This is a genomic window from Ruegeria sp. YTSA108 (genome assembly GCF_059610185.1).
This window is the reverse complement of record NZ_JBXWND010000010.1, coordinates 102,503-118,593: the sequence shown is the minus strand read 5'-3', so window position 1 is coordinate 118,593 and position 16,091 is coordinate 102,503. Positions and strand designations below refer to the sequence as shown.

The window sequence follows — 16,091 nt, the reverse complement described above, 5'->3', positions numbered from 1 at the left end:
TGACAACCCGGCCCTGTATATTGTCTGTTTCAAACGCAGCTGATCCATCGCCGCGACAGACAACTTTGCAGTCTGGTCATTTTCTCAGATCACAAACTGGGCGAGGGTCTCGTCCTCGGTGATATCCGTAAAAGTGAACCCGGCTTCATCCAGATGCGCGAACAGACGGGCAAAGTTTTCGGGCTTGCGGGTTTCGATACCAATCAGAACCGAGCCGAAGTTACGTGCCGATTTCTTCATGTATTCAAACCGCGCAATGTCATCCTCGGGGCCAAGGATGTTCAGGAACTCTTTCAATGCGCCAGGGCGCTGTGGCAAGCGCAGGATGAAGTATTTCTTCACCCCCAGATAGCGCTGCGCGCGTTCCTTGACCTCGGGCAGACGTTCGAAATCGAAGTTGCCACCAGAGGTTACGCAGACAACGGTTTTCCCTCGGATAAAACTCTGAATATCGCTCAGCGCCTCAATCGCGAGGGCCCCGGCGGGTTCCAGAACGATGCCTTCGACATTCAGCATCTCAATCATGGTTGTGCAGATGCGGTCTTCGGACAGGACCAGAGCGTCCGACAGATGACGGGATTTCAGCAATTCGAACGGTTTTTCACCGATCCGACCAACCGCAGCACCGTCAACGAAATTGTCCACCTGATCCAATGCCACCGGATGTCCTGCTGCCATTGCCGCGTGCAGACAGGCACCGCCTTTGGGTTCCACAAACAGGCAATGGGTCCGATCGCCAAACCACGTAGCCACGCCCGCAGACATGCCGCCACCGCCTACTGGCAAAAGGATGTGGTCCGGCAACCCACCCAACTGCGCTTCGATCTCAACCGCAAGCGAGGCTTGCCCCTCGATCACATCAACATCGTCAAAGGGCGACAGAAAATGGCCGCCCTGTTCGGTGCACCACGCCTGAGCGGCGGCCAACGTGTCATCGAAATAGTCGCCGGTCAGATGAATCTCGATATTGTCGCCGCCGAAGATACGAGTTTTCTGGATTTTCTGCTGCGGCGTCGTCACGGGCATGAAGATCACACCCTTCACATCCATGTGCTTGCACATAAAGGCCACGCCCTGCGCATGATTTCCCGCGCTGGCGCAGACAAACAGGTTCTGCCCCTGCTGTTTGCGCATGGCGTTGAACGCACCGCGGATCTTGTAGGACCGCACCGGGCTGAGGTCCTCACGTTTCAGCCAGATATCGGCCCCGAAACGATCAGACAGATGGGCATTGCGCTGCAGAGGCGTCACCGGAAACACAGAGCGCATCGCCTGTTCGGCAGCGCGGGCGCGGGTCATGAAATCACTCATGCCGGTTTCCCTGCCCCATCATCGCTGAAAGAGCAAGGAATACATATGTGTACGAGTTCAGGTCAGCTGGCGCTTTTCAACGAACACGCCGTACATGGTGGTCAAGATACTGACATTGATCAGCGGCAAAACCAGAACCCCAAAGAACAGTGAGAGTAAAACACCCAGAACCGGGATGAAAGCGAGCGCTGTAAAGACCAACTGGACCACGACCTGGAACACAAAGCTTACAAGCAAAAGAACGATGATCGCACCACCCGCACCGGCGGTGTTGTTCCAAGCTTGCCCAAGTGTCAACGGTTGCCCAATCGCTGCTGCGGGCAGGATTATGGACAAACGGTAGAAGCCGATGATGAGGAAGACGACAAGGACAATGACAAACACAACTGACAATGCTCCACCGCCCAGCGCTGAAAGTACCGCGCCTGCCGGCAGGAACGCGATGGCCATCAGGATACCCAACAGAAGAACCCGCCCGAAATAGGCCAGAATTCTATCGAACCGGAAGGTTGGGAATATACCTCTTGGATATTCCTCAAGCAGGACAAAGCGGTGCCACGACACCACAATCCAGAACATCGTCACAAATATCACGACCATAAAGCCCACCAGGAAGCCAATCGCCGATCCGCTCGAAACGCCTGCAGGCAACTCTCCGGTGGTTGTATTGAGTTGATCCAGCGGAACGTCCAATACAAAAAACAGGGCGACAATCACCGCTGTCGCAACCAAAGATGGCCCGAACGTAATCTGCAAAACCTGTTTGAGATTCCCAATAACCATCCGCACCGAATGTGCAAAAATCTGCCAACCCAACATCTGAAATCTATCCCTTCAACCAATCCTTGTTTTCTTTCCTTCTGTTTCACCCCAAATCCCGACCTGCGTCAACGCAGATAACTTGCCCCCGCGTTCAAAACCCGCTAGGGGCCAGTCGTTCTACGCATAAAGGGAAGTCAGATGTCCGCGCCCAAGAAAGTTGTTCTGGCCTATTCCGGTGGCCTTGATACCTCGATCATCCTGAAATGGTTGCAGACCGAGTATGGTTGTGAGGTCGTAACCTTCACCGCCGATCTGGGTCAGGGCGAGGAGTTGGAGCCCGCCCGCAAGAAGGCCGAGCTGCTGGGGATCAAGCCCGAAAACATCTATATTGAGGACATCCGCGAGGAATTCGTCCGCGATTTCGTCTTTCCGATGTTCCGCGCGAATGCGCAGTATGAGGGCCTGTACCTGCTGGGCACCTCGATTGCGCGCCCGTTGATCTCGAAACGTCTGGTCGAGATTGCCGAGGCGACCGGAGCGGATGCCGTATCGCATGGCGCGACCGGCAAGGGCAACGATCAGGTACGGTTCGAACTGGCGGCTTACGCGCTGAATCCCGATATCAAGGTCATCGCCCCCTGGCGCGAGTGGGACTTGTCCAGCCGCACCAAACTGCTGGAATTTGCCGAGGCGAACCAGATTCCGATCGCCAAGGACAAGCGGGGCGAGGCGCCGTTCTCGGTTGATGCCAACCTGCTGCACACCTCATCCGAGGGCAAGGTTCTGGAAGACCCCGCCGATATGGCGCCCGATTACGTCTATCAGCGCACGGTCCACCCCGAGGACGCGCCGAATAAACCAGAATTCATCGAGATCGGGTTCGAAAAAGGTGACGCGGTCAGCATCAATGGCGAGGCGATGAGCCCCGCGACCATCCTGACCAAGCTGAACGAATATGGCGGCAAGCACGGCATTGGCCGTCTGGACCTGGTTGAAGGCCGGTTCGTGGGCATGAAATCCCGCGGTATCTATGAAACACCGGGCGGCACAATCCTGTTGGAAGCGCACCGTGGCATCGAATCCATCACCATGGATCGGGGCGCGATGCATCTGAAGGACCAGCTGATGCCTCAATATGCAGAGCTGATCTATAACGGCTTCTGGTACTCGCCCGAGCGCGAGATGCTGCAGGCCGCGATCGACAAATCTCAGGATCATGTCACCGGCACCGTGCGCGTGAAGCTGTACAAAGGTCTGGCATCGACCGTGGGCCGCTGGTCGGAACACTCGCTGTATTCCGAGGCGCACGTGACCTTCGAAGAGGATGCTGGTGCCTACGATCAGAAAGACGCTGCGGGATTCATCCAACTGAACGCCCTGCGCTTGAAACTTCTGGCAGCACGCGACAAGCGCCTGTCGAAGTAAGACAGCTGAGATATTGAACTGAAGACCCGGCAGCCCCTCAGGATGCCGGGTTTTTTATGCGCCCATTTTTGCCACCTCCCGTCAGGTCACTCTTGCTCCACCGCAGGATATGTCTTTACCCAAGTCACAACACTGAAAGGATGGGGCATGTTGCAGGATATCGCAGAAGGTATTCAGAGCGGTCTGAATGGCAAAAACTTCGATGGGTCGTTGAAATTCGATTGCGGTGATGCCGGTGTGATTGTTCTGGCCGACAATCAGGCGACGACGCAGGATCAGGACACGGATTGCACCATTCGTATCTCACAAGAGAACCTAAGCAAGCTGCTGACCGGCAAGCTGAACCCGATGACCGGTATTGCTATGGGCAAGCTCAAGATCTCGGGCAATATGGGTGTGGCGATGAAACTGGGGCAGTTGCTGGGCTAAGGCGATAAACTCGTCTCACCAGCGCGTGAGAACAGATGTCAGCGCGTTGCGCCCGGGGGTTTCCCAAGGCAGTCTGATCATGGAAGGAGACCCACCATGATCCGAACCACATACATTGACGCTGTCAAACCTTGGCTTCTGTTTGCGCTGATCCTCATCGTCGCAATGCTGCGCGCCGCGCCTGCACCGGCTGCCGGAACCGAGACGCTGACCGTGGCCGGGGGGTGTTTCTGGTGCGTTGAATCCGATTTCGAATCCGTGCCGGGCGTGGTTCAGGCGGTCTCGGGCTATACCGGGGGCGCAACGGCGGACCCGACCTATGGCGAGGTAACCAAAGGCGGCACCGGCCATTATGAGGCTGTTCAGATCACCTTTGATCCGGACCGTGTTTCCCGTGAAACCTTGCTGAGCCTGTTTTTCCGCTCGGTCGATCCCACGGATGCGGGCGGCCAGTTCTGCGACCGGGGCGAGAGTTACCGGACCGCGGTATTTGTCTCTAACACAGGCGAAAAGGCGTTAGCCGAGGCTGCAAAATCCAAAGCACAGAACGTCCTGCGTCAAACGATTGTCACCCCGATCCTGCAACAGGACCGGTTTTACCCGGCCGAAGCCTATCATCAGGATTACTATAAGGGCGAAAAACTGGTCTTTACGCGGTTCGGTCCCAAACGCCAGCGCAACGCCTATAAGGCCTATCGCAAAGCATGCGGTCGCGACGCCCGCGTCAAACAGCTGTGGGGCAGTGACGCGCCCTTTGCCGGGTCTTAATCAAAGCGCGCTTCGCGCACTTCTTTCAGATCAGGAATGACATCCGCCGTACCGTGCCGTGTCACCATCAACGCGGCAGCCCGGTTTGCCTGCAATATTGCCTGCTCCATCGGCATGCCACGATCCATTCCTGCCAGAACGTAACCTGTGAACGTATCGCCCGCACCAGTTGTGTCCACCGCCTGAACCTTGTGAGCCAAAAAATCCGAGGTCGTCCCCTTATGATGATATCGCGCGCCCTTTGATCCGAGGGTCACAATGACATGCTCTATCCCCAACTCGGACAGGCCCTGCCCGGTTGCCTGCCGCAGCTGCTCGGCCTCGACCTCATTTAGGATCAGGAAATCCAGATACGGAAGAACCGCCCGCACTGCATCGGCTTGAAAAGGGGCCGCCGCGTAACAGACAGTCAGCCCCATTTCGCGGCCCATTTTTGCGGCTTCGACCTGCAAGTTGGTTTCGTTTTGCGTCACAATCAGATCACCCTGATCCGCCGATGACAGCGCCTGGCCCAGTTGATCTGACGTAATTGCATGATTTGCGCCTTGAAACAGGATGATATTGTTTTCACCCTCGGCGTCTACGGCGATAATGGCGTGCCCGGTAGGATCTGAAACCTCGGCAATCCACCGGGTATCGACGCCATATTCGGTCAGCCTGTCACGCGCCCAGCGCCCGTCGGGCCCTATGGCCCCAATATGCGCCACCCGCGCGCCGGCCCGCGCGCCGGCGACGGACATATTCGCGCCCTTGCCGCCCAGAAACCGATCCAAACGGTTGGCCGAAAGCGTCTCACCCGCGCACGGCAGGTGTGGCACATCATAAATCATGTCTGCGTTGATCGAGCCTAGATTCCAGATTGTCATGGCTTAACCAATATCGCAGGAGGCCAGAATGGCCATGTTCAGAATGTCATTGGCCGTCGATATGGTCGAACAGATCTGAATCGGCTTGTCGATGCCCGATAAGATCGGGCCGATCACCGTGGCCCCACCCATTTCCTGCATCAACTTGGTCGAGATCGAGGCCGAATGCCGTGCTGGGACAATCAGGATATTCGCCGGCCCGGTCAGGCGCTGGAACGGATAGTTTGCCTGCTGGTCGACATTCAGCGCCACGTCCACCGTCATTTCACCTTCGTATTCGAAATCTACGCCACGCTGATCCAGAACGGCAGGAGCGCGGTGCATCTTTTCGGCCCGCTCCGACACCGGGTAGCCAAACGTCGAAAAGCTGACAAAGGCAACGCGCGGCTCCAGCCCCATATGGCGGGCAACGGCTGCTGAGCGCTCGGCGATATTGGCCAGATCGTTTTCGTCCGGCCATTCATGGACTAAAGTGTCGCCGATCAGCACGATCCGCCCCTTGTGCAACAACGCCGTCACACCGGCCGCGCCACGGGCCGCATCTGCATCAAACACATGGTTGATCCGATCCAGCACATGCGCCGATTTACGCGTCGCGCCCGAGACCAAACCGTCGCCATGCCCATGCGCCAGCATCAGCGATGAAAACACATGCCGGTCGCGCGCGGCAAGTCGATGAATATCCTTTCGATCAAAGCCTTTACGCTGCAGGCGATCGTACAAAAAATCAGAATAGGTATCGAGATGCGCAGTGTTGGCGGCATTCACGACCTCCAGCTCACGCACAGCATCGCCCAGCCCGGCCTCTTCCAGCTTTTGCTTGACGTCATCCGGGCGGCCTACGACCAGCGCTTTACCAAAGCCCGAGCGTTGATACATCACCGCAGCCCGCAGCACACGCGGATCGTCGCCCTCGGCAAAGATCATTCGGCTTTGCGCCTGACGGGCCCGCGCGTTCAGGCCGCGCAGAATGCTGGCGGTCGGATCCATGCGGGATTTCAGGCTCAGCTCATACGCGTCCATGTCGATAATCGGGCGCCGCGCCGCGCCGGTATCCATCCCGGCCCGCGCAACGGCGGGCGGAATGCGGTGAATCAGGCGCGGATCGAAAGGTGTCGGGATAATATAATCGCGCCCAAAGGTCAGCGACTTACCATAGGCCATCGCGACCTCATCAGGGACATCTTCGCGCGCGAGGTTGGCCAGGGCGTGGGCACAGGCAATTTTCATCTCGTCATTGATGGCGCGGGCGTGGATATCCAGCGCACCGCGGAACAGGTAGGGAAAGCCCAACACGTTGTTGACCTGGTTCGGATAATCGCTGCGCCCTGTGGCGACGATGGCATCAACGCGCACTTCGTGGGCCTCTTCCGGCGTAATTTCCGGATCGGGGTTTGCCATCGCAAAAATCACCGGGTTATCGGCCATGCTGGCGACCATATCCTGCGTCACAGCCCCTTTGACCGACACGCCCAGAAAGACGTCTGCGCCTTTCATGGCGTCTTCCAGCGTACGCAGATCTGTGGTGATCGCATGGGCCGATTTCCACTGGTTCATGCCCTCGGTCCGGCCCTGATAGATCACGCCTTTGGTGTCACACACGATGCAGTTCTCATGCCGCGCGCCCATCGACTTGAGCAGTTCGATACACGCTATCCCAGCAGCCCCGGCACCGTTCAGAACAATCTTCACATCTTCGATCTTCTTGCCCGAGATACGCAGCGCATTCAGCAGGCCCGCCGCACAGATCACCGCCGTGCCATGCTGATCATCGTGGAAGACGGGGATATCCATTTCTTCCTTCAGGCGCTGTTCGATGATGAAACACTCGGGCGCCTTGATGTCTTCCAGATTGATGCCGCCAAAGGTTGGCCCCATCAGTCGCACGGCGCGGCAGAACTCATCCGGGTCTTCGGTGTCCAGCTCGATATCGATCGAGTTTACGTCAGCGAAACGCTTGAACAGGACTGACTTGCCCTCCATCACCGGTTTTGAGCCCAGCGCGCCCAGATTACCAAGACCCAAAACCGCCGTCCCATTCGAAATCACGGCGACCAGATTTCCCTTGTTGGTATAGTCATAGGCCGTTTCTGGATTTTCCGCGATTGCTTCACATGGAACAGCCACGCCGGGGCTGTAGGCCAGCGACAGGTCGCGCTGCGTCGTCATGGGAACGGTGGCTTGTACCTCCCACTTGCCAGGAGTTGGGTCCAGGTGAAAGGCCAGCGCCTCTTCGTTGGTGATCTTCGCTTTGGGCATTTGATACGTCGTTTCTCTGCAACTACGGGGCTTCTGCCTCATAGCGCAGGCACGCGCGCGCCTCAACGAGAATACTTTTGCCTTTCGCACCAGATGGCGGATTTGTAAGGTCGCGACCGAACGCCGTCAAAAGGGATCAACCTTGTCCACAGTCACGCCGATGATGGCGCAATATCTCGAAATCAAAGAGGCCCATGCCGACGCCCTTCTGTTTTACCGGATGGGCGATTTCTACGAGATGTTTTTCGAGGATGCCGTCAACGCCGCCGAGGCGCTGGACATCGCCCTGACCAAACGCGGCAAGCACAACGACGCCGACATTCCGATGTGCGGTGTGCCGGTCCATGCCGCCGAAGGGTACCTGCTGACGCTGATCCGAAAAGGCTTTCGCGTGGCCGTTTGCGAACAGATGGAAAGCCCGGTTGAGGCAAAGAAGAGAGGCTCTAAATCAGTTGTAAAGCGCGGTGTTGTCCGGCTGGTGACACCCGGAACACTGACCGAGGACGCGCTGCTAGAGGCGCGCCGCCACAACTTTCTGGCCTGTTATGCCGAGGTGAGGGATGAAGCGGCGCTTGCCTGGGCCGATATCTCAACCGGGGCGTTTCACGTGATGCCTTTGACCTCTGTGCGCCTAAGCCCTGAACTGGCCCGGCTGGCCCCGTCGGAGCTGATCGTGGCGGACGGGGCCGAACAGGTCCTGCACGAACCTGCCCGCGATCTGGGCATCTCGCTGACGCCCATTGGCCGCGCCAGTTTCGACAGCACGGCGGCTGAAAAGCGCATCTGCGCTTTGTTTCACGTGGGCGCGCTGGAAGCGTTTGGAAATTTTGGCCGGGCCGAAGTGTCCGCTATGGGCGCATTGATTGACTATTTGGAGATCACGCAAAAAGGCAAATTGCCCCTGCTGCAAACGCCGCTGAAAGAATCCGAGGACCGCGTGGTGCAGATCGACGCCGCAACGCGCCGCAATCTGGAGCTGACCCGGTCGCTGTCTGGCGGGCGCGCCGGATCGCTTTTGTCGGTGGTTGACCGTACAGTCACGCCGGGCGGCGCGCGGTTGTTGGAACAGCGCCTGTCCAGCCCCTCGCGCAATCTGGATGTGATCCACGGGCGGTTGGATGCGGTAAGTTTTGCAGCCGATGACAGCCTGATCGCCCAAGATCTGCGCGATGCCTTGCGCAAAACCCCCGATTTGGACCGCGCCTTGTCGCGCCTGTCGCTGGAACGCGGCGGTCCTCGCGATCTGGCCGCCATCCGCAACGGGCTGGCGCAGGCTGCAACCATAGCCGAACTGTGCAATGCCGGAGATCTGCCGGTATTGCTGGCCACTGCGGTGCAAAACCTGACAGGGTTTGATGATCTGCTGACCCTGCTGGATGAGGCGCTTGTGGCCGAGCCGCCTCTGATGGCGCGCGACGGCGGCTTCATTGCCCCCGGCTATGACGCGGAACTGGATGAGGCGCGCACCCTGCGGGACGAAGGCCGCTCGGTCATCGCCGGGTTTCAGAAGAAATACTCCGAGCACACGGGCATCACCTCACTGAAGATCAAGCATAACAACGTGCTGGGCTATTTCATTGAAACCACGGCAACCCATGCCGAAAAGATGTTGAACCCGCCGTACTCCGAAACCTATATCCACCGGCAAACCACGGCCAATCAGGTGCGGTTCACGACAGTAGAACTGTCCGAGATCGAAACCCGTATCCTGAACGCCGGAAATCATGCTTTGGAGATCGAAAAGCGGCTCTATCAAAGGCTTTCTGATGAGATTCTTACCCGTGCTGCGCAGCTGAACCAAGCCGCGCGCGGGCTGGCAGAACTGGACCTAACCACTGCGCTGGCCGATCTGGCACGGGGCGAGAACTGGTGTCGCCCGCAGGTCGATGCCTCTCGTGCCTTTGATATACAGGGCGGGCGGCATCCGGTTGTTGAACATGCGCTGCGCCAACAAAGCGGTGACGCGTTTATCGCCAATGATTGTGATCTCAGCGCCGAAGATGGTGCTGCAATCTGGTTGCTGACCGGCCCCAACATGGCGGGTAAATCAACCTTCCTGCGGCAGAATGCGCTGATCGCCCTGCTTGCACAGATGGGCAGCTATGTTCCAGCCGAACAAGCCTATATCGGTGTAGTCAGCCAGCTGTTCAGCCGTGTCGGGGCATCTGACGATCTGGCCAGGGGTCGGTCGACCTTTATGGTTGAAATGGTCGAAACCGCCGCCATCCTCAATCAAGCCGACGATCATGCGCTGGTCATTCTGGATGAAATCGGACGCGGGACGGCCACCTATGACGGGCTTTCCATCGCCTGGGCCACGCTCGAACATCTGCACGCCGCCAATAAATGTCGCGCGCTGTTTGCAACGCATTATCACGAGCTGACCGCGCTGGCCGGAAATCTGGAAGGTGTCGACAACGCCACCGTTGCGGTCAAGGAATGGGAGGGCGAAGTGATCTTTTTGCACGAGGTTCACAAAGGCGCCGCAGACCGGTCCTATGGTGTCCAGGTGGCGCAACTGGCTGGCCTGCCGGCATCCGTTGTCGAACGTGCCCGCGTTGTGCTGGACCAGCTGGAGAAAACCGAACGCGAAGGCGGCAAGCAAAAGGCTTTGATCGACGATCTGCCGCTGTTCTCGGCTGCCCCGCCGCCACCGCCTCCCCCAAAAGCTTCACCCGTTGCGGATATGTTGGGTGAGATCTTGCCGGATGAGCTAAGCCCGCGCGAGGCATTGGACCTGATCTATAAATTGAAAGGGGCGGCCAGATCCTGACCGCCTCAATAATTGAATGATATCTTAAGCGCTTAGCTTGCCGGCGTGGACGACACGCCCACCTGCGCGGGGCGCAAGAGCCGGTCGTACAGCATAAAGCCTTCTGCAGATACCTGGATGATGTCACCGGCGCGTGTTCCGGGCACGGGGGCCTCGAACATCGCCTCATGCACATTGGGGTCAAACCGATCGCCAACTTCTGGCGTGATCACCTGAATCCCGTGTTTCTGAAACACGTCCTTCAGCGCGCGCATGGTCAGTTCAACACCTTCCAGCAAAGCGCCTGCGACCTCTTTCTGCTCGTCGGTTGCGGCCTCAAGCGCGCGTTTCATATTGTCATAGACCGGCAGCATGTCACGGGCCAGTTTCGAGCCGCCATACTGTTCGGCATCGCGCCGTGCCTTGTCGCCGCGCTTGCGCGCGTTTTCCGCATCGGCCAATGCACGCATGAATTTGTCTTTGTAGTCGTCGCGCTCGGCGCGCAGCTCATCCAGCTCCAGCGCTTCTTCGCTGATCTCAGCAAATTCATCTGCCAGCTCTTCGGCCTCGGCCGTTGCGATATCGTCCAGAAAATCTTCGTTCTTGGGCTCTGCCATCTCTTACCCTCTAGCTCCGGTCGGATATCAGTTTGCCGACCAGTTGCGCCGTATAATCCACGATCGGCACGATCCGTCCATAATTCAGACGTGTGGGCCCGATGACCCCAACCGCACCGATTATCTTACGATCAGCGTTCATATATGGAGACACCACCAAAGAGGAACCCGAAAGTGAGAAAAGTTTGTTCTCAGACCCGATAAAAATGCGCACACCTTCGCCTTCTTCGGTCAATTCCAGAAATTCGGCGATGTCGCGCTTGCGTTCGAGGTCGTCAAACAGGGTGCGAATGCGCTCCAACTCATCTGCTTCGCCACGTTCACCCAGCAGATTCGCCCGCCCTCGGACGATCAAACGAGCCGAGTCGCCATCATCCCCGTCCCATGCGGCCATGCCGCTGTCGACCATTTCACGGGCCAGCACGTCAATTTCCTGTTTCCGCGCATCGATCTGGGTCAGCATCTGACGGCGAGCCTCGCTGATTGTGCGGCCCTCGATCAGGGCGTTCAGAAAATTCGCCGCTTCCCGCATCGAGCTGGGCGTTTGCCCGGGTGGCGGCTTGAACAGCCGGTTTTCCACCTGACCGTCGGAAAAGACCAAAACCACCAGGGCCCTGTCATGCCCAAGCGACACAAATTCGATATGTTTGATTTCCGCTTCGTGTTTCGGCGTCAAAACCAGTGAGGCCCCTTGTGTCACGTGTGACAAGGCCGCACCGACACGGTCAAGCATCCCGCCGACATCCCCCGAGTTAGCGCCCAGTGTGTCGTCCAGCTTCTGCCGGTCATCCGCGCCCAGATCACCGACCTCCAGCAATCCGTCCACGAACATCCGTAACCCGTGTTGCGTCGGAATCCGCCCCGCACTGACATGCGGGCTGTCGAGCAGGCCCAGAAACTCAAGATCCTGCATCACATTGCGAACCGTCGCCGCACTGACTTTTTCCGATAAAGTGCGCGTCAGGGTACGGCTGCCGACAGGCTCACCGCTATCCAGATAGCTTTCGACAATCAGCCGAAACACCTCGCGCGACCGGTCATTCATCTCGTTCAGAACTTTGCTTGCGTCACTCATCGGCAATCCTCTGCTGGATGGCCATTAAATAGCAGGTAGGCGAAAGGTCAATCAGGGTTGCATCCTGACGCTGCGGGGCGGTATCCCCAAACCAGCAAACAAAGGAATTCCCATGCGACCCTCAGGACGTGATCTAAACGAAATGCGCGCCGTTTCAATCGAAACGGGATTTACCAAACATGCCGAAGGTTCCTGCCTGATTAAGATGGGCGATACCCATGTGTTGTGCACTGCCACGATCGAAGATCGCGTGCCACCGTTCATCAAGGGTTCGGGCCTGGGCTGGGTTACCGCTGAATACGGCATGCTGCCCCGTGCGACCAATACACGGATGCGGCGCGAGGCTGCCAGCGGTAAGCAGGGTGGTCGTACCGTGGAAATCCAGCGTTTGATCGGCCGTGCCCTGCGTGCAGGTGTTGATCGGGTTGCCCTGGGTGAACGCCAGATCACCGTCGACTGCGATGTGATCCAGGCCGATGGTGGCACCCGATGTGCCTCGATCACCGGTGGCTGGGTTGCACTGCGGCTGGCGGTGAACAAGCTGATGAAGGCCGGGGACGTGATCTCGGACCCGCTGGTTGACCCGGTTGCGGCCGTGTCCTGCGGTATTTACGCCGGTCAATCGGTGCTGGATCTGGATTACCCCGAAGACAGCGAAGCCGGCGTGGACGGCAACTTTATCATGACCGGGTCCGGCAAATTGATCGAAGTTCAAATGAGCGCGGAGGGCTCGGTCTTTAGCCGCGTTCAGATGGATCAACTAATGGATCTGGCTGAACAGGGCGTTAGTGAACTGGCTGCTGCGCAAAAGGCCGCCACCGCATGACCCGCAAGTTCGACGGCGACAGGTTGCTGGTGGCCACGCATAACAAAGGCAAGCTTGAGGAGATGGCACATCTGCTTGAACCCTTTGGCGTCACTGTTATCGGCGCCGCTGACATGGACCTGCCTGAACCGGAAGAGACCGAGGATACATTCGTCGGCAATGCCCGGATCAAGGCCCATGCCGCGGCCAACGCGACCGGCCTGCCTGCGCTGTCGGACGATTCCGGGATCACCGTCGACGCGCTGAATGGCGCTCCGGGCGTCTATACCGCCGATTGGGCAGAAACCGGCAATGGCCGCGATTTCCTGATGGCGATGACCCGCGCGCATGAAGAGCTGGAGGCCAAGAACGCCCCGCACCCCCGCACCGCGCAATTCCGATGCACTCTGGTGCTGGCCTGGCCCGACGGGCATGACGAGGTGTTCGAAGGCATCGCCCCCGGTCACTTGGTCTGGCCCATTCGTGGTGCGGACGGCTTTGGTTATGATCCAATGTTTGTGCCCGAGGGTCATGGCATTACCTTTGCCGAGATGGATCGCTGGGAAAAGAACAAGATCAGCCATCGCGGTCGCGCGGTTGAGATGTTCGTGAAAGGCTGTTTTGGCGGATGATTGGCGCAATGGGGGCTTTGGCCTGTATGTGCATTGGCCCTTTTGCGAGGCCAAATGCCCCTATTGCGATTTCAACAGCCATGTTTCAAAAAATATTGATCAAAAACAATGGCTTGATGCATATCTGGTCGAGCTGCGCCGTAGCGCTTCCGAAACCCCCAACCGTGTCCTGAACACCATCTTCTTTGGCGGCGGCACCCCGTCTCTGATGGATCCCGAAACCGTCGCCGCAGTGATTGATACCGCCCGCGCCCTTTGGCACCCCGCCAATGACATGGAAATCACACTTGAAGCCAATCCCAGCTCGGTCGAGGCGGGACGGTTCGCAGCCTACCGGGAAGCAGGCGTCAACCGTATCTCAATGGGGGTTCAGGCGCTGAATGATGACGATCTGCGCCGGTTGGGCCGCATTCACAGCGTGGCCGAAGCGCGGGCTGCTTATGACATAGCCCGTCATTGTTTTGAACGGGTCAGCTTTGACCTGATCTATGCGCGGCAACATCAAACCCTTGATGCCTGGCGCGCAGAGTTGACCGAAGCCCTGTCGATGGCGGTCGATCACCTGTCGCTGTACCAACTGACCATAGAAGACGGAACCGCCTTTGGTGATCGCTATGCCGTGGGCAAGCTACGCGGCCTGCCCTTGGATGATAGCGCCGCCGATATGTATCTGGCCACGCAAAAGATCTGCGAGGCTCATGGTCTGCCCGCCTATGAGGTATCGAACCACGCCCGCCCCGGAGCGGAATCACAGCACAATCTGATCTATTGGCGCTATGGTGACTATGTCGGCATTGGCCCCGGCGCCCATGGACGGATCACCCAGAATGGCCAGAAATATGCGACTGAAACCTATCTGAATCCGCAGCGGTGGTTGGACGCGGCTTCCTGTGGTAGCGGAGAGAAAGAACGCGCCGCATTATCGCGTGAAGATCAGGCAAGTGAATACCTTATGATGGGTCTTAGAGTTTCCGACGGGCTAGATATAGATAGATATACGGAAATATCAGGCCACCCCTTACCACAAGACCCTTTGGGCCATCTTCAGGATATCGGCATGGTTCAAATGCTGGATGGTAGACTGATAGCAACAACGGACGGTCGGGCCGTCTTGAACGCCGTGATCCGCGAACTTTTGGGATAGACCATGCAATATCTGTGGGCAGGGCTTGGATTGTTATGCGTCGGGCTGGCCGCTGTTGGGGTGGTGCTTCCCCTACTACCAACGGTTCCATTTCTGCTTCTCGCCGCCTTCTTCTTTGCCCGCTCGTCTTCACGGCTGCATAGCTGGCTGATAACGCACCGACTGTTTGGCCCAATGATCGTCGATTGGCAGAGTTCAGGCGCGATTCGTCCGGCCGCAAAAAAGGCGGCCACCCTGTCGGTCACCGCCGTATTTGGACTATCGGTCATGATGTCTGCGCCGTCTCATGTCCTGATCATCCAGGCGATTGTACTAGGCGGCGTGATGTTCTTTATCTGGACCCGCCCTAGCGGCTGAGCTTGGAACAAAGATCATCCAGTTGATCCAGGTTCTCATAGGTCAGGACCACCTGCCCCGTTTCCGAGCCCGCTTTGTGATTGATCGCCACTTTCATCGCCAGAATCGCGGAAAGATCCTTCTCCAGCGCCCGGGTATCCGCATCTTTACCCGCATTCAGATCCCGAGACCTTGGTGCCGGTCGGGCCGCATCCCCCTGCTGTTGCTTCTTCACCAGCGCTTCCGTTGCCCGCACCGACAGCCCGTCTTTGACAATTTGCTTTGCAAGGTCCGAGGCATTCTCGACCGTGATCAGCGTCCGTGCATGGCCAGCCGATAATTTTCCTTCTATTACAAGGGTTTGTACATCCATTGGCAGGGACAACAGGCGCAGCAAATTGGCAATATGACTGCGGCTTTTGCCCAATGCTTCAGCCAGCTTTTCTTGCGTATGACCAAAGCGGTCCATCAGCTGCTTATAGCCGGCCGCCTCTTCCACCGCATTCAAATCCGCGCGCTGGATGTTTTCGATAATGGCGACTTCCAGAACCTCAGTGTCATCAAAATCGCGAACGATAACGGGGATATCATGCAACTGCGCCATTTGCGCCGCGCGCCAGCGGCGCTCACCCGCGACGATTTCATAATCGCCTTCGGCAATCTCGCGGACGATCAGCGGCTGAATGATCCCCTTCTCTTTGACCGAAGCGGCAAGCTCATCCAGATGCTCCCGGGCAAAGGTGCGGCGCGGCTGATTTGGGTTTGCGTGAAGCTTTTCGATTGGAATCGTCAGGTCCGGCCGCCGTGAATCAGTTGGCACGCGTCCCTGGGGCTCTTGTGTGACATCTGCCATCAACGCCGAAAGCCCGCGACCCAACCCTCTTGGTTTTGATTTTCTGGCTGTCACAGG

Annotated in this window: 15 protein-coding genes; 8 read left to right on the top strand and 7 right to left on the bottom strand. The window is 57.9% G+C overall.

Annotated features, from left to right (window positions below; genetic code table 11):
• Positions 1-84 precede the first annotated feature (84 nt).
• Entirely contained in the window at positions 85-1,311 is a 1,227-nt protein-coding gene (gene ilvA / locus AC2FHW_RS14685; protein WP_142637386.1) for a threonine ammonia-lyase IlvA, read from the bottom strand.
• Positions 1,312-1,368: 57 nt separating this feature from the next.
• Positions 1,369-2,094 (bottom strand): hypothetical protein, encoded by a 726-nt coding sequence (locus AC2FHW_RS14680; protein ID WP_281973390.1) that lies wholly within the window; start codon positions 2,092-2,094, stop codon positions 1,369-1,371.
• Between the two features lie 177 nt (positions 2,095-2,271).
• On the opposite strand from AC2FHW_RS14680, the gene AC2FHW_RS14675 reads away from it, so the two are divergent.
• The 3 genes from AC2FHW_RS14675 to msrA all read left to right on the top strand — a co-directional run bounded on the left by AC2FHW_RS14675 (position 2,272) and on the right by msrA (position 4,695).
• Positions 2,272-3,498, top strand: coding sequence for an argininosuccinate synthase (locus AC2FHW_RS14675; protein WP_142637390.1), 1,227 nt, complete (start codon positions 2,272-2,274; stop codon positions 3,496-3,498).
• Between the two features lie 147 nt (positions 3,499-3,645).
• Positions 3,646-3,927: an SCP2 sterol-binding domain-containing protein gene (locus tag AC2FHW_RS14670; protein ID WP_271950602.1), complete on the top strand. Its 282-nt coding sequence runs from the start codon at positions 3,646-3,648 to the stop codon at positions 3,925-3,927.
• Between the two features lie 96 nt (positions 3,928-4,023).
• On the top strand, positions 4,024-4,695 hold the full coding sequence (msrA, locus tag AC2FHW_RS14665) for a peptide-methionine (S)-S-oxide reductase MsrA (RefSeq protein WP_496678658.1): 672 nt from the start codon (positions 4,024-4,026) through the stop codon (positions 4,693-4,695).
• On the opposite strand, the gene AC2FHW_RS14660 is transcribed toward msrA, so the two are convergent.
• Positions 4,692-5,561 carry a ribokinase gene (locus tag AC2FHW_RS14660; protein ID WP_271950604.1) on the bottom strand — a complete coding sequence of 290 codons (870 nt, stop codon included), beginning with the start codon at positions 5,559-5,561 and terminating at the stop codon, positions 4,692-4,694. The genes msrA and AC2FHW_RS14660 overlap by 4 nt on opposite strands.
• Positions 5,562-5,564: 3 nt before the next feature.
• Entirely contained in the window at positions 5,565-7,820 is a 2,256-nt protein-coding gene (locus AC2FHW_RS14655; RefSeq protein ID WP_142637398.1) for an NADP-dependent malic enzyme, read from the bottom strand.
• Between the two features lie 160 nt (positions 7,821-7,980).
• Between AC2FHW_RS14655 and mutS the strand changes: the two genes are divergently transcribed.
• On the top strand, positions 7,981-10,593 hold the full coding sequence (mutS, locus tag AC2FHW_RS14650) for a DNA mismatch repair protein MutS (protein ID WP_496678697.1): 2,613 nt from the start codon (positions 7,981-7,983) through the stop codon (positions 10,591-10,593).
• Positions 10,594-10,625: 32 nt separating this feature from the next.
• Here the strand turns inward: mutS and AC2FHW_RS14645 are convergent, their stop codons facing one another.
• Positions 10,626-11,189, bottom strand: a complete 564-nt coding sequence (locus AC2FHW_RS14645) for a nucleotide exchange factor GrpE (protein ID WP_142637400.1) — start codon at positions 11,187-11,189, stop codon at positions 10,626-10,628.
• A 10-nt stretch (positions 11,190-11,199) separates the two neighbouring features.
• Positions 11,200-12,264: a heat-inducible transcriptional repressor HrcA gene (hrcA, locus tag AC2FHW_RS14640; RefSeq protein WP_271950608.1), complete on the bottom strand. Its 1,065-nt coding sequence runs from the start codon at positions 12,262-12,264 to the stop codon at positions 11,200-11,202.
• Between the two features lie 112 nt (positions 12,265-12,376).
• Here hrcA and rph point away from each other — a divergent pair, with 112 nt between their 5' ends.
• The 4 genes from rph to AC2FHW_RS14620 are packed head-to-tail and all read left to right on the top strand — an operon-like array spanning position 12,377 to position 15,202.
• A complete protein-coding gene (gene rph / locus AC2FHW_RS14635; protein ID WP_271950610.1) occupies positions 12,377-13,090 on the top strand; it encodes a ribonuclease PH in 714 nt (237 codons plus the stop codon).
• Positions 13,087-13,701: an RdgB/HAM1 family non-canonical purine NTP pyrophosphatase gene (gene rdgB / locus AC2FHW_RS14630; RefSeq protein ID WP_142637405.1), complete on the top strand. Its 615-nt coding sequence runs from the start codon at positions 13,087-13,089 to the stop codon at positions 13,699-13,701. Before rph ends, rdgB begins: the two co-directional genes overlap by 4 nt.
• Positions 13,691-14,845, top strand: a complete 1,155-nt coding sequence (hemW, locus tag AC2FHW_RS14625) for a radical SAM family heme chaperone HemW (protein WP_496822129.1) — start codon at positions 13,691-13,693, stop codon at positions 14,843-14,845. Before rdgB ends, hemW begins: the two co-directional genes overlap by 11 nt.
• Before the next feature lie 3 nt (positions 14,846-14,848).
• Entirely contained in the window at positions 14,849-15,202 is a 354-nt protein-coding gene (locus AC2FHW_RS14620; protein ID WP_142637410.1) for a YbaN family protein, read from the top strand.
• Here the strand turns inward: AC2FHW_RS14620 and AC2FHW_RS14615 are convergent.
• Positions 15,192-16,088: a ParB/RepB/Spo0J family partition protein gene (locus AC2FHW_RS14615; RefSeq protein WP_496822127.1), complete on the bottom strand. Its 897-nt coding sequence runs from the start codon at positions 16,086-16,088 to the stop codon at positions 15,192-15,194. The genes AC2FHW_RS14620 and AC2FHW_RS14615 overlap by 11 nt on opposite strands.
• Positions 16,089-16,091: the final 3 nt, after the last annotated feature.